We start from the raw sequence: 13667 nt of genomic DNA, 5'->3' as shown, positions 1-13667 counted from the left end.
GCCCGGCATGACCATCAAGCGCTACAAGATTGAACGTGACTGGGGCGAAGGCCAGGTACAGCTTGAGATCGACCACAGCATCTTGACGCCGAAGCTGGCGACGGAAATCAACAAGTTCTGGACCGGTGCCGATGAGCGCCTTGGAGAAGCCGACGGCGACGCGGTACTGGCCGTCATCAAGATGGCGGGTGCCGAGTTCATGGGGTGGGTGCTGGACGTGAACTCCAGCTACTCGACCGAGGGTATGCAGCGTGAGTTCGATCAGCTGGAGGGCTGGCCGTCGCCCCACGGCATCCGCTTGGTCGATTGGGACGACCGGCCCGATCTCGATTCCTGCCTCATGCAGGTCGAGGAAGTGGAGGTGTCTCATGGATGAGACCGTGTACGACGCGGCATGGCGGGCCTACAAGGCCGCGCCTCGCGCCGTGGCCAACGGCCCGTCACGCTCAGCCGTTCGAGCGGCGGTGGATGCGGTTCTTGGCTACCTGATGCCGCCTGGTTCGACGCCAGCGTTCTTCGCCGACCGCAAACTGCGGCGGGCAGTGCCGGCGGACCTCATGGAGATGGGCAGTGAGAGCCAGCGCGGCCACTGGCCGGCCATGCGGGCAACCTACACCGTCCCGCTTTTCTGGCTCCCGCCAGAGCTGGCCGCGAGCGAGGGGCCGCTGATCCGCCGCAATCCGCTGACGAAGAAGTCCCAGGTGGCCGCCGTCCTGAAGGACGGCGGCCGTATCGTGCCTGGTGCGCGCGAAGGACTGCGGCGGCTCTTGGATCATGCCGGTCAGGAAGTGCCGGCATGGCAGACCGCCCTCCGGGCCGCTCAGGGCGCAAGGAGCAAGGCATGACGCGCATTCGCAAGGCCGGCGACGGCCGTAACCGGGTGCTGGCCGCGATCCACGCCGGCGCCAAGAAGCTCGGTCTCTCCGAGGACGTCTACCGTGACTTGGTTGAGCGCGTCTCCAAGGAGCACGGGGCCTCCCAGCGAAGCGCCGGCAAATGCGATCGCCGGCAGCTCGATGCGATCGCCAACGAGCTGCGTCGCCTGGGTGGAATTCCCGCCAAGGCGGCGTACGCAGCCAAACGTTGGGCAGGCCGCCCCAAGGGCGACCTGTCCCCTCAGCTGTCCAAGATCGAAGCCCTGCTGGCTGATTCGGGGCGTGAGTGGGAATATGCCCATTCGGTGGCCCGCCACATGTTCAAGGTAGGACGCCTGGAATGGTGCAACCCGGATCAGTTGTCCAAAGTGATTGCCGCTCTTCAGATCGATGCCAATCGCCGCGCCCGGCGGGAGGCCCCTTCGGCATGAGGTCGATGGAGGCCCGCCGTCATGAGCTTCTCAGCGAGATTGCCGAAGTGGTGGCAGGTCTGCTAAGTCGTGAGCATGCGCTTCCAGCCGAGGTTGCTGACCTGGTGGGAGCAGCGGTGGCCGATAGCCTGGCTGAACACTGGGGCGGGCAGACCATCACGTACCCGAAGGATGCGCACTTCAAAGCTACGCAGCGGGAGATCGAGATCTTGCGCGCCTACCTGGCCGGCGCTTCGACCGCTAAACTGGCCCACGAGACCGGGATGCACGAAAGAAGCATTCGCCGGCTGATCCGTCGGGCTCAGGATCGTGCCGGCGGGCTTGATCAACTGGATCTGTTTCGCTCATCGCCCTGACTGCAACTTTCGAGAGAAGCCATGCCCAGACCGCCCAAAATGACCACGCTGCCACCTGCAGTCCTGGCCGAGGTACAGGAGAGACTGCGGAACAACGGGTATTCGCAGTCTGTCGAAATCTCCCAATGGCTGGCTGAGCTCGGCTTTTCCATCAGCAAGACGACGGTCAACGACTACTCACAGCAACTCCGCACTTTGGACGCTGAAGATGGAGATATCATCGCCACGATGATGCAGCGTCGTCGGAAGTCTGGGGCCTTGAGCAGCAGCAAGATCGGGCTACTGATCGAATTGGGGCAGCTTAGAGTTCGAGAGCATCAGATCCTCACGCAACTCGCTAACCTGGAACAGGCCGGCGAGTGATTGCGCCACGCGCAATGAGTGTTGAATGAAGGTGAGCGGTAATCCCGCGTTGTCCGGGGTTGTCCGGCATATATCTCGCCAACACCCCTGATATATCTCACCCCTGAACAGAATCCGTCCTTGGAGGCTTGGCCGCGGCATCCATGCCGCGGACACCCCCGCGAACCCACCCCGCCCGGCCTCTGACAGTTTCCGTGTGCGTCCAGCCACGGAGAAGAAAAAAGAAAATCAAAATCAAACGCCGGTCGCTTCGCTCGCATCCACGCATGGCGTGGACCAAGCGTGTCGACCAAGGTCGACACCTACCAGCTCCCGAAGGTCACTGACCGTCACCGGGAAACTGTCAGGGGTGGGGCGGTGTGGGCTTGCAGGACCGTTGGCGCCATGGATGGCGCCATCGAGCCCCCATGGACGGGTTTACGGCGTGTCCTGCAAGCCCACACCACCCCGCCCAACAAACAGAAAAGCCAGAGCCGGCTGTTGCTCCGGCTCTGGCTTCGGCTGTTGCTGTTGCCTCTGCGGGTGCCGGGCCGCAGGCCCGGCCGATAAATTCACACCACCGGTTCGCGCAGGGCGGGGTTGTCCCAGCCCGGGCGCGGGGCGAAACGGTCACCATGGCGCTGCTGCAGCGCCTTCAATCGCTCGACGATCGCGTCGGCACCCACCGCGCGGATGTGCTGGATCGGACCACCGCGGAACGGTGCGAAGCCGGTGCCGAAGATCACGCCGGCATCCAGCAGGTCCGCATCGGCCACCACGCCTTCGTGCAGGCAGGCCACCGCTTCGTTCAACAGCGGCAGAATCAGGCGGTCCTCCAGATCGGCCGGTGCCTGGTAATCGCTGGCCACGTCCGGCTTCTTCGCACGGCCGTTTTCCCAGGTATAGATGCCCTGGCCATCCTTCTTACCGCGCTTGTCCGGTTCCACCGTCTGCAGCGCGGCCGGAATCTGCAGGCCGAGGAACGGTGCTAGTTCGCGGCCAACGCCAGCGGCCACGTCCAGGCCCACGGTGTCGATCAGTTCGATCGGGCCCATCGGCATGCCGAACTTCACAGCGGCCTTGTCGATCACCGGGCCCGGGATGCCTTCGGCATAGGCGGTGGCGGCTTCCAGCATGTACGGGAACAGCACGCGGTTGACCAGGAAACCCGGGCTGCCGGCCACCGGCACCGGGAACTTGCCCAGTGCCTTGCAGAACGCGGCCAGGCGACGTTCGGTCTCAGGCGCCATGCCGTCGTGATGGATGATTTCCACCAGCGGCATCTGCGCGACCGGGTTGAAGTAGTGCAGGCCAGCGAACTGTGCCGGGCGCTGGATGTGGTCGCGCAGCTCCACCAGCGGAATCGACGAGGTGTTGGTGGTCAGCAGCGCGTCCAGCTTCATCTTCGGTTCGAGCGTCTGGTACAGCGCACGCTTGGCCTCGGGGTTCTCGATGATCGCCTCGATCACCAGGTCGGCCTCGGCCACGCCGTTGCCTTCCAGATCGGCACGCAGGCGCGCGGCCACTGCAGGACGCTTGCTCTCGTCGCGTACCTTCTTGGCGAACAGCGCCTGCGCGCGCTCCATGGCCGGGTCGATGAAGCGCTGCTCGCGGTCCTGCAGGGTCACGTCGAAGCCCTTGTAGGCGGCCCACGCGGCGATGTCGCCGCCCATCACGCCGGCGCCGACCACGTGCACGTGGCGGATGCCGGAATCACCACCGCCGAGGCCCTTCAGGCGCTCGGTCAGGAAGAAAATGCGGATCAGGTTACGCGCGGTCGGCGTGCTGGCCAGCTTCACCACGGCACGCCGCTCGGCATCCAGGCGTGCCTGGATCGGCTTGCCGCCGCTGCGCTGCCAGGTGCTGATCAGCGCGTAGGGCGCCGGGTACTGGTCCTTCTTGGCCTTGCGTGCGACCTGCTTGACCATCTGCGGTGCCAGCAGGGTGCGTGCCAGCCAGGTGTTGGTGGCCCAGGCCGTCGCGCGCTGCTTGAACGGGCGGGTGGTGCCGGACAGCGCCAGCGCTACGGCCGTGTCGAGCACCACCGCCGGTGCCACCACCTTGTCGACCAGGCCGATGCCACGCGCAGCCGAGGCTGACAGGGTGCGGCCGGTCAGCATCATGTCCATCGCCGCCGGTGCGCCCACCAGCTGCGGCAGGCGCGCGCTGCCGCCCCAGCCCGGGAAAATGCCCAGCTGGGTTTCCGGCAGGCCGATGCGGGTCGAACTGTCATTCGAAGCCACACGGTAGCGGCAGGCCAGCGCCAGCTCGGTGCCGCCGCCCAGGCAGTGGCCATGGATCGCCGCCACGGTCGGGCAGGGCAGCTCGGCCAGCTTCTGGTAGGTGGACTGGCCACGGCGGATGGCATCGTTCACGGTGCCGCGGCGGTCGAATTCCTGGAATTCCTTCAGGTCGGCACCGGCGATGAAGCCGGCCTTCTTCAGCGACTGGATCACCACGCCCTTGGGCGGGTCCATGGCGATGCGCTCAAGCAGGTCGCCCAGTTCCAGCAGCACGTCCTGCGACATGGCGTTGACGCTGCTGTCCTGACGATCCAGGGAGAGAACCACCACGCCGTCGTCGCGGATCTCGGGGTGCCAGTGGCTGAAGCGGAGACCATCGAAGCCTGAGAGCATGGACGTTCCATCCGGTTGTGTATGGAGAAGCGGCTATGATCCAGAGGTTGTTTCCCCCGCGTCAAATCCCAATAGCAGGGGAGTGGCGACCCCGGATCCATGGCCGTGGACCGGGACGCTAACGGAACGGTGGTTAAAAGCTGGTGCGGCGCCAGGTGATCGGCGACTGAACTTTTCCCGGGATTGGCAGTCTCATTGCCCGACGTCGGTTGGGCTGACAGGAGTGCGGCCCCTCATGGCCGATGTTGATACACCTCAGGAGCTGGATCTGGAACTGGTCCGGCGCGTGCAGCACGGCGAGAGCGCCGCGTTCGATGTCCTGGTGCGCAAGTACCAGCATCGCGTGGTGGCCCTGGTCGGTCGCTACATCGCCGACTGGAGCGAATGTCAGGACGTCGCCCAGGACACTTTCATCCGTGCGTACCGCGCGATCGGAAGTTTCCGCGGCGATGCCCAGTTCTCAACCTGGTTGCATCGAATCGCCGTGAATACCGCCAAAAACTACCTGGCTTCACACAATCGCCGGCCGCCGACCGATGACATCGACATCGGTGACGCCGAACAGTTCGACAGCGGGACGCGCCTGCGCGACACCGATACGCCCGAACGCGAGTTGATGCGCCAGGAACTGGAACAGACGGTGATGAAGGCCGTCAATGCGCTGCCGGAAGAACTCCGGTTGGCGATCACCCTGCGCGAGGTGGAAGGCCTGAGTTACGAAGATATCGCGCAGAAAATGGGGTGCCCGATCGGCACCGTGCGTTCACGGATCTTCCGGGCGCGCGAGGCGATCGACACCGAACTCCGGCCGCTGTTGGACATCGGCAGCGCCACCCGTGAGAAGAGCCGCGTATGACCAGTAATCCGTTCAACGAATCGCAGAACCACCAATCGCCCGCCGGGCAGCGCCTGGACCAGCGCCATCGCGAACAGCTGTCGGCCCTGGTCGATGGCGAGCTGGGCGCCGACGAAGCGCGCTTCCTGCTGCGCCGGATGGAGCACGACCCCGAGCTGGCCGGCTGCCAGGAACGCTGGCAGCTGCTGGGTGACGTGATGCGCGGGCAGGCCTCGGCGCTGGCGCCGGCCGGCTTCAGCGCGGCCGTGGCCGCCGCCATCGCTGCCGAACCGGCGCCGCAGGCCGAGCCGCGCCGCGAGGTGCGCCGCAGCGGTTGGCGGGCCTGGGGCGGTGGCGCCGCACTGGCCGCCTCGGTGGCGGCGGTGGCGCTGTTCATGGGCGGCGAGAAGCTGAAGGAAGCCACCCCGGGCGAGCCGTTGGCACCGCAGGTGATCGCCAGCCAGGCCGAACTTGCGCCCGCGCCGACGACGCCGGCTCCGGTAACCGAAGCCTCGGTGGATACCGCCGCAATGGCCGTGGCCGGTGTACCGGCAGTGGCCATGGCCGCGGCCAGCCGACGCCAGGACACCCGTCGCGCCAGCGCTACCCGCAGCCAGCAGGCTGCGCGTGCCGCCCAGCGCGAGGACATGCCGCAACGCGCCGTGGCCGCCGCACAGGCGCCGCTGACCCCGACCGTGCCGGCCAATGCCAGCCGCAACATGCCGTTCGGTGAGGTTGGTGGCCTGCAGGCGCGACCGTGGCCGCGCTCCAGCCTGGCGCCCGCTGCCGGTGGCGCGCTCAATGCGAGCTTCCCGGCCCACGCCGGTGGCGCCGCGTTCTACCCGTTCGAGCCGCGCCTGCAGGACGACCTGCCGGTGCCGCCGCGCCCGCGCGACTGAGCCGGGCGCTTTCACGCCCCGCCGTCGGCGGGGCCCGTATTCCTCTTTCCATCCGATCCGGAGGTTGCCGTCCGATGACTCCCCGACTCCGCACGCAGGCCATGGGCCTGCTGGCCCTGACCCTGCCGTTGGTGGCCTGCGCGCAGGCCCCGGCTCCGGCCGCCCAGACCCAGGCCGCGCCGGCCGCCGCGCCGCGGGCCCCGGCCCAGCCGCTGGTCACGGGCCTGCCTGACTTCACCAATCTGGTCGAGCAGGTCGGGCCTGGCGTGGTCAACGTCGACACCACCATCGTCCGCAACAACCGCCAGGCCTCGCGGGGCCCGATGGGCGGCGACGATGACATGCCGGAGTTCTTCCGCCGCTTCTTCGGCCCGGATTTCCCGATGCCGGGGCAGGGCCCGGGCGGTCCGGACGGTGGCCCCAGCATCAAGGGCCGCGGCATGGGCTCGGGCTTCATCATCTCGCCCGATGGCTATGTGCTGACCAACTACCACGTGGTGGCCGATGCCAGCGAGGTGAAGGTCAAGCTGGGTGACCGCCGTGAGTTCACCGCGAAAGTGGTGGGCAGCGACCAGCAGTACGACGTGGCACTGCTGAAAATCGACGGCAAGAACCTGCCGACCGTGCGCGTTGGCGACTCCAACTCCCTCAAGCCGGGTCAGTGGGTGGTCGCGATCGGTTCGCCGTTCGGCCTCGACCACTCGGTCACTGCCGGCGTGGTCAGCGCCCTCGGCCGCAGCACAGGTGGTCCGGACCAGCGCTACGTGCCCTTCATCCAGACCGACGTGGCGATCAACCAGGGCAACTCCGGTGGCCCGCTGCTGAACACCCGTGGCGAAGTGGTCGGCATCAACTCGCAGATCTTCTCCGCCTCGGGCGGCTACATGGGCATCAGCTTCGCGATCCCCATCGACCTGGCGATGAGCGCGGTCGAGCAGATCAAGAAGACCGGCAAGGTCACCCGTGGCCAGCTCGGCGCGGTGGTGCAGGAAATCGACGGGCTGAAGGCGCAGGCGATGGGCCTGCCGGACAGCCGCGGCGCCCTGGTCAACCAGATCGTGCCGGACTCGGCTGCAGCCCGGGCCGGGGTGAAGATCGGTGATGTGATCCGTTCGGTGAACGGCGCGCCGGTCAACAGCTGGTCCGACCTGCCGCCGCTGATCGGCGCGATGGCACCGGGCAGCCGGGTCACCCTGGGTGTGATCCGTGATGGCAAGCCGCGCGACCTCAGTGCCACCCTGACCGCACTGACCGAAGACGGGCAGGCCGGTTCGCGTGGCCCGGCCACCGGCGACAGCGATGCGGCTCCGCAGGCCGGCGCCAATGCCCTGCTGGGGCTGGACGTCAGTGACCTGACCGCACCGCAGCGCAAGCAGCTGGGCCTGGAATCGGGCGAAGGCGTGCGCATCACCGGGGTCAAGGGCCAGGGCGCGCGTGATGCGGGCCTGTCTCCGGGCATGGTGATCCTGCAGGTGGCCAGCACCCAGGTCGGCAGCGTGGACGCGCTGAACCGTGCGCTTTCCAGCTACAAGAAGGGTGACGTGGTGATGCTGCTGGTGCGCACCGGCAGCGGCAACAGCGCGTTCGTCGCGGTCAAGGCCGGCCAGTAAGGCCTGCCGGGGCCGCTTCGGCGGCTCCTGCTTTTCCCCGAAGCCCCGCCCTGGCGGGGCTTCGGCCATTCCGGGCCCGGTCCGATGAGGCCGTTTTCGCGGGCGGGCGCCGGGCATGCGATAATCGACCGTTACCCTGACGACGCCGCGCGCCGCCGCCACCTATGTCTTCTGATTCGATGCGGAACATCCGCAACTTCTCCATCATCGCCCATGTCGACCACGGCAAGTCCACGCTGGCCGACCGCATCATCCAGCTCTGTGGTGGCCTGCAGGCCCGCGAGATGGAAGCGCAGGTGCTCGACTCCAACCCGATCGAGCGCGAGCGTGGCATCACGATCAAGGCGCAGTCGGTGTCGCTGCCGTACCTGGCCAAGGACGGGCAGACCTACCATCTGAACTTCATCGACACCCCCGGCCACGTCGACTTCTCCTATGAAGTCAGCCGCTCGCTGGCCGCCTGCGAAGGCGCGCTGCTGGTGGTCGATGCGGCCCAGGGCGTGGAAGCGCAGTCGGTGGCCAACTGCTACACCGCCGTGGAGCAGGGCCTGGAAGTGGTGCCGGTGATCAACAAGATCGACCTGCCCACCGCCGACATCGAGCGTGCCAAGGCCGAGATCGAGGCCGTGATCGGCATCGACGCCTCCGACGCCGTGCCGGTCAGTGCCAAGACCGGCCTGAACGTGCAGGACGTGCTGGAAGCGATCGTGCATCGCATCCCGCCGCCGAAGCCGCGCGACACCGAGAAGCTGCAGGCGCTGATCATCGACTCCTGGTTCGACAACTACCTGGGCGTGGTCTCGCTGGTGCGCGTGATGCAGGGCGAGATCAAGGCCGGCGACAAGCTGCAGGTGATGTCCACCGGCCGCAACCACCAGGTCGACAACGTCGGTGTGTTCACCCCGAAGCGCAAGGTGCTGCCGGCACTGAAGGCTGGCGAAGTGGGCTGGGTCACCGCCAGCATCAAGGACGTGCACGGTGCGCCGGTCGGCGACACCCTGACCCTGGCCGGCGACCCGGCGCCGAAGCCGCTGCCGGGCTTCCAGGAAATGCAGCCGCGCGTGTTCGCCGGCCTGTTCCCGGTCGATGCCGAGGACTACCCGGACCTGCGCGAAGCGCTGGACAAGCTGCGCCTGAACGATGCCGCGCTGCGTTTCGAGCCGGAAAGCTCCGAGGCGATGGGCTTCGGCTTCCGCTGCGGCTTCCTCGGCATGCTGCACATGGAAATCGTGCAGGAGCGCCTGGAGCGCGAATACAACCTGGACCTGATCAGCACCGCGCCGACGGTGGTGTATGAAGTCCTGAAGACCGATGGCTCGATCATCAACATGGACAACCCGGCCAAGCTGCCGCCGGTGAACCAGGTCGAGGAGATCCGCGAGCCGATCATCCGTGCCAACGTGCTCACCCCCGAGGAGTACATCGGCAACATCATCAAGCTGTGCGAAGAGAAGCGCGGCAGCCAGATCGGCATCAACTACCTGGGCAGCCAGGTGCAGATCAGCTACGAGCTGCCGATGGCCGAGGTGGTGCTGGACTTCTTCGACAAGCTGAAGTCGGTCAGCCGTGGCTATGCCTCGCTGGACTACCACTTCGTGCGCTTCGACGCAGGCCCGTTCGTGCGCGTGGACGTACTGATCAACGGTGACAAGGTCGATGCACTGTCGCTGATCGTGCACCGCAGCCATGCCGACCGTCGCGGCCGCGAGCTGTGCGAAAAGATGAAGGACCTGATCCCGCGCCAGATGTTCGACGTGGCCATCCAGGCCGCCGTCGGCTCGCAGATCATCGCCCGTACCACGGTCAAGGCCATGCGCAAGAACGTGCTGGCCAAGTGCTATGGTGGCGACGTTTCGCGCAAGAAGAAGCTTCTGGAAAAGCAGAAGGAAGGCAAGAAGCGCATGAAGCAGGTCGGCCGCGTGGAGATCCCGCAGGAAGCGTTCCTGGCCGTGCTGCAGATGGACAACAAGTAAGCCCGCACCGGCCCTGCGGGGCCGGTCGTCTGGTGACGTTGCAAAGGACCCTGAATGAAACTGTTTGAGATCCTCCTGGTCGTGCTGACCCTGGCCTCGGGCCTGATCCTGCTCGCGGACAAGCTGTACCTCGCCAAGCGTCGCGCCCAGCGCGCGGGCCTGCTCGATTCCGAGCCGGTGCTGGTGGACTACTCGCGTGCGTTCTTCCCGGTGCTGGCGATCGTGCTGATCGTGCGCAGCTTCATTGCCGAGCCGTACAAGATCCCGTCCAGCTCGATGATGCCGAACCTGCTGATCGGCGATTTCATCCTGGTCAACAAGTTCTCCTACGGCCTGCGCCTGCCGATCAGCAACACCAAGTTCGTGCCGGTGGGCGAGCCCTCGCGTGGTGACGTGGTGGTGTTCCACTTCCCCGGCCATGGCGAGAACGATCCGGCCAAGGGCGAGAACTTCATCAAGCGCGTGATCGGCGTGCCGGGCGACACCGTGGTCTTCGAAGGCGACGGCGTGATCCTCAACGGTGAGCCGCTGAAGTACGACAACAAGGGCATCTACGCCGGCCACAAGGGCCAGGGCGAGGGCGCCAACCTGCTGGTCGAGCACCTGCCGGGCCGCACCCACACGGTGCTGGAGACCGACTATCCGCGTGGCCAGGGCCAGTGGACCGTGCCGGCCGGCAAGTACCTGGTGATGGGCGACAACCGCGACAACAGCGACGATGGCCGTTTCTGGGGCCTGCTGCCGGAAGAGAACCTGCGTGGCAAGGCATTCCTGATCTGGCTGAACTGCCAGGGCTGGTTCTGCAAGGATGGCTTCGAGCCGTCGCGGATCGGCTCGAGCATCAACTGAGCGGGCACCAACTGAGTATTTTCACATCCAACGCGTATCTGGGGAGAACGCAATGAAGACGATGAACACGCAGCGTGGCATGACCCTGACCTCGTTCCTGACGGTCCTGATCGTGGTTGGCTTCTTCCTCTACATCGGCATGAAGCTGTTCCCGATGTATCAGGAGTACTACGCGGTGCGCTCGGCGATGAAGAGCCTGGCCAACGAGCCGGGCGTGGGCAGCATGGAGCCGGCGCGCATCCAGGACCTGTTCTTCAAGCGCCTGTACATCAACTATTCGGACAACGTGAAGCCGGCCAACGTGAAGTTCGACCGTCGCGACAATGGCTGGACCCTCAAGGTCAACTACGAAGTGCGCCGTCAGCTGATCGGCAACCTCGATGTGGTTGGCAAATTCGATTCTTCCCAGGACCTGACACGAAGCGGTGCCCAGTAAATTCATCCAACGTGGCGACCTGATCGGTCATGCCTTCAGCGACCCGGCCCTGCTCAAGCAGGCGCTGACGCATCGCAGTGCCGGTGCGCCGCACAACGAGCGCCTGGAGTTCCTCGGCGACAGCATCGTCAACATGATGGCGGCCGAGGCGTTGTACCGACGCTGGCCCAAGGCTGACGAAGGCGCGATGACCCGTGCCCGTGCCGAGCTGGTGCGTGAAGGCGCGCTGGCGGTGATCGGGCGCACCCTGGAACTGGGCGAGCGGCTGACGCTGGGCCCCGGCGAAATGAAGTCCGGTGGTCATCGCCGCGATTCGATCCTGGCCGACGCGGTGGAAGCCGTGGTGGCCGCGATCTACCTGGATGCCGGCTTCGAGGCCTGCCGGGCGGTGGTACTGCCCTGGTTCAGCGCTTCGATCGAGGCACTGCCGGCTTCCGGTCGGCCCGAGAAGGACCCCAAGACCCGCCTGCAGGAATGGCTGCAGGCCCGACAGAAGGCGTTGCCGCAGTATGAACTGGTGTCAGAATCCGGTGACGACCACGCCAAGCACTTCCGGGTACGCTGCAACGTAGCCGACCCGGCCGCCAGCACCGAGGGCGAAGGCGCCTCGCGGCGGCTTGCCGAACAACAGGCGGCTGCAGCCGTCCTAGAACAACTGGATTCCAAGTGAGCGAACAAACTTCCCATCATTGCGGCAGCGTGGCCGTCATCGGCCGCCCGAACGTGGGCAAATCGACCCTGACCAATGCCCTGGTCGGCGCCAAGGTCAGCATCGTTTCCAACCGCCCGCAGACCACGCGCCATCGCCTGCTGGGCATCGCCACCTATCCGGAAGGCCAGCTGGTGCTGGTCGACACCCCCGGCCTGCACAAGGTGCAGAAGCGGGCGATGAACCGGGTGATGAACCGCGCCGCGCGTGGCTCGCTGGAAGGCGTCGATGCCGGCCTGCTGGTGATCGAAGCCGGTCGCTGGGACGAGGAAGACAGCCTGGCGTTCAACGTGCTGCGTGACGCCGGCATCCCGGTGGTGCTGGTGGTCAACAAGATCGATCGACTGAAGGACAAGGGCGCGCTGCTGCCGTTCCTGCAGGAAGTCACGGCCGGCCGCGATTTCTCGTCGGTACATCCGATCTCGGCGCAGAAGCGCAACGGCCTGGAAGCACTGGTACGCGACGTACTGGCGCTGCTGCCGGAAGCGCCGCCGATGTTCGGCGAAGACGAGATCACCGACCGCAGCCAGCGCTTCCTGGCCGGCGAACTGGTACGTGAACAGCTGATGCGCCAGCTCGGCGAAGAGCTGCCGTATGCCACCACCGTGGAAATCGAGCGCTTCACCGAAGATGGCAACCTGTTGCGCATCGGTGCGGTGATCTGGGTCGAGCGCGAGGGCCAGAAGGCGATCGTGATCGGCAAGGGTGGTACCCGCCTGAAGGAGATCGGGGCCAAGTCCCGCCTGCAGATGGAGCGCCTGTTCGGTGCCAAGGTGTTCCTGGAGACCTGGGTGCGCGTGCGTGAAGGCTGGTCCGACGACGAGGCCGCACTGAAGGCCTTCGGTTACGAGTAAGCCGTTGCAGTCGCTTCGATGATGATCGAGGACGACACCGGCTTCGTGCTGCATGCACGGGCCTATCGCGAGACCAGCCTGCTGGTCGAAGTGCTGAGCGCGCAGCATGGCCGGATCGGCCTGCTCGCGCGTGGCGTATCCACCGCCAAGGGACAGGTGCTGCGCGCGGCCCTGCAGCCGCTGCAGTGGATCCGCTTCAGTGCCCAGCAGCGGGGCGAATTGGCCCAGCTGCGGGGTGCCGAGGCACTGGATGCTGCCCCGCGCCTGGTCGGCCAGGCGATGCTGGCCGGCTTCTATCTGAGTGAATTGACCCTGCGCCTGGCCCCGCGCCAGGACCCGCTGCCGGAGTTGTACCTGGCCTACGGCGAGGCACGCGCGCGGCTGGCCGTGGGCGCCGGCCTGGCCTGGACCCTGCGCCGGTTTGAGCGCGAGCTGCTGTCTGCGCTGGGCCTGGGTTTCGATCTGGACAGCGCCAGCGACGGCCAGCCGATCGACCCGGCCGCGCGCTACGAACTGGACCCACAGGAAGGCGCGCAGCGCCTGCTCAGCGAGCGCGGTGGGGAACGCCGGGCGGCCGCGACGGGTTCTGCGCTGCTGGCGCTGGCCGCCGATGAAGAGCCCGATGCCGCCGACCTGGCCAGCCTGCGCCTGCCGATGCGGCGGGTGCTGGCCCATCACCTGGGGCCGCGCGGCCTGAAGTCCTGGGAAATGCTCGAGCAGCTCGCGCCTCGCAGGTAGGGGGTGTTCGGCAGGGCTTGCAGCCCTGCACCTGCCGAGGCCAAAGCAACAGCAACAACAGCATGCATTCCGTGGGATGGCGGGGTGGGTCCGGTTGCGGGGGGGGGGGGGGGGGCCCCCTAAA

At 66.5% G+C, this 13667-nt stretch carries 15 protein-coding genes; 14 read left to right on the top strand and 1 reads right to left on the bottom strand.

Annotation, left to right across the window (positions count from 1 at the left end):
* Window positions 1-7 precede the first annotated feature (7 nt).
* The 5 genes from ACMZ91_RS12305 to ACMZ91_RS12285 are packed head-to-tail and all read left to right on the top strand — an operon-like array spanning window position 8 to window position 2025.
* Window positions 8-376 carry a DUF2528 family protein gene (locus ACMZ91_RS12305; RefSeq protein WP_049403075.1) on the top strand — a complete coding sequence of 123 codons (369 nt, stop codon included), beginning with the start codon at window positions 8-10 and terminating at the stop codon, window positions 374-376.
* A complete protein-coding gene (locus tag ACMZ91_RS12300; protein ID WP_053092056.1) occupies window positions 369-845 on the top strand; it encodes a hypothetical protein in 477 nt (158 codons plus the stop codon). The genes ACMZ91_RS12305 and ACMZ91_RS12300 overlap by 8 nt, the downstream gene beginning before the upstream one ends.
* The gene (locus tag ACMZ91_RS12295; RefSeq protein ID WP_049440564.1) at window positions 842-1306 is read left to right on the top strand and encodes a regulatory protein GemA; all 465 of its coding nucleotides are present in this window, start codon (window positions 842-844) and stop codon (window positions 1304-1306) included. The genes ACMZ91_RS12300 and ACMZ91_RS12295 overlap by 4 nt, the downstream gene beginning before the upstream one ends.
* A gap of 5 nt (window positions 1307-1311) precedes the next feature.
* Window positions 1312-1662 carry a Mor transcription activator family protein gene (locus ACMZ91_RS12290; RefSeq protein ID WP_049440566.1) on the top strand — a complete coding sequence of 117 codons (351 nt, stop codon included), beginning with the start codon at window positions 1312-1314 and terminating at the stop codon, window positions 1660-1662.
* Between the two features lie 39 nt (window positions 1663-1701).
* On the top strand, window positions 1702-2025 hold the full coding sequence (locus ACMZ91_RS12285) for a phage protein Gp27 family protein (RefSeq protein ID WP_049440568.1): 324 nt from the start codon (window positions 1702-1704) through the stop codon (window positions 2023-2025).
* Between the two features lie 551 nt (window positions 2026-2576).
* On the opposite strand, the gene ACMZ91_RS12280 is transcribed toward ACMZ91_RS12285, so the two are convergent.
* Window positions 2577-4640 (bottom strand): 3-hydroxyacyl-CoA dehydrogenase NAD-binding domain-containing protein, encoded by a 2064-nt coding sequence (locus ACMZ91_RS12280; protein WP_049463328.1) that lies wholly within the window; start codon window positions 4638-4640, stop codon window positions 2577-2579.
* Between the two features lie 235 nt (window positions 4641-4875).
* On the opposite strand from ACMZ91_RS12280, the gene rpoE reads away from it, so the two are divergent.
* The 9 genes from rpoE to recO all read left to right on the top strand — a co-directional run bounded on the left by rpoE (window position 4876) and on the right by recO (window position 13543).
* Window positions 4876-5496 (top strand): RNA polymerase sigma factor RpoE, encoded by a 621-nt coding sequence (rpoE, locus tag ACMZ91_RS12275; RefSeq protein ID WP_010482816.1) that lies wholly within the window; start codon window positions 4876-4878, stop codon window positions 5494-5496.
* Entirely contained in the window at window positions 5493-6374 is an 882-nt protein-coding gene (locus ACMZ91_RS12270; protein ID WP_032129851.1) for a sigma-E factor negative regulatory protein, read from the top strand. Before rpoE ends, ACMZ91_RS12270 begins: the two co-directional genes overlap by 4 nt.
* Before the next feature lie 74 nt (window positions 6375-6448).
* Complete coding sequence (locus ACMZ91_RS12265; protein ID WP_032129850.1) at window positions 6449-7984, top strand: DegQ family serine endoprotease; 1536 nt, start codon at window positions 6449-6451, stop codon at window positions 7982-7984.
* Window positions 7985-8163: 179 nt separating this feature from the next.
* Complete coding sequence (gene lepA, locus ACMZ91_RS12260; RefSeq protein WP_049463329.1) at window positions 8164-9957, top strand: translation elongation factor 4; 1794 nt, start codon at window positions 8164-8166, stop codon at window positions 9955-9957.
* A gap of 54 nt (window positions 9958-10011) precedes the next feature.
* Window positions 10012-10806, top strand: a complete 795-nt coding sequence (gene lepB, locus ACMZ91_RS12255; RefSeq protein ID WP_032129848.1) for a signal peptidase I — start codon at window positions 10012-10014, stop codon at window positions 10804-10806.
* A gap of 52 nt (window positions 10807-10858) precedes the next feature.
* Window positions 10859-11242, top strand: coding sequence for a DUF4845 domain-containing protein (locus ACMZ91_RS12250; protein ID WP_010482821.1), 384 nt, complete (start codon window positions 10859-10861; stop codon window positions 11240-11242).
* On the top strand, window positions 11232-11912 hold the full coding sequence (gene rnc, locus ACMZ91_RS12245; RefSeq protein ID WP_032129847.1) for a ribonuclease III: 681 nt from the start codon (window positions 11232-11234) through the stop codon (window positions 11910-11912). Before ACMZ91_RS12250 ends, rnc begins: the two co-directional genes overlap by 11 nt.
* Window positions 11909-12805 (top strand): GTPase Era, encoded by an 897-nt coding sequence (gene era / locus ACMZ91_RS12240; RefSeq protein ID WP_010482823.1) that lies wholly within the window; start codon window positions 11909-11911, stop codon window positions 12803-12805. The genes rnc and era overlap by 4 nt, the downstream gene beginning before the upstream one ends.
* A gap of 18 nt (window positions 12806-12823) precedes the next feature.
* Window positions 12824-13543 carry a DNA repair protein RecO gene (recO, locus tag ACMZ91_RS12235; protein ID WP_032129846.1) on the top strand — a complete coding sequence of 240 codons (720 nt, stop codon included), beginning with the start codon at window positions 12824-12826 and terminating at the stop codon, window positions 13541-13543.
* Window positions 13544-13667: the final 124 nt, after the last annotated feature.

The organism is Stenotrophomonas sp. FR024 (assembly GCF_047500745.2).
Taxonomy (GTDB): Bacteria; Pseudomonadota; Gammaproteobacteria; order Xanthomonadales; family Xanthomonadaceae; genus Stenotrophomonas; species Stenotrophomonas maltophilia_A.
Note: the sequence above shows the minus strand (reverse complement) of the source record. Positions and strands in the feature narration are given on the sequence as shown.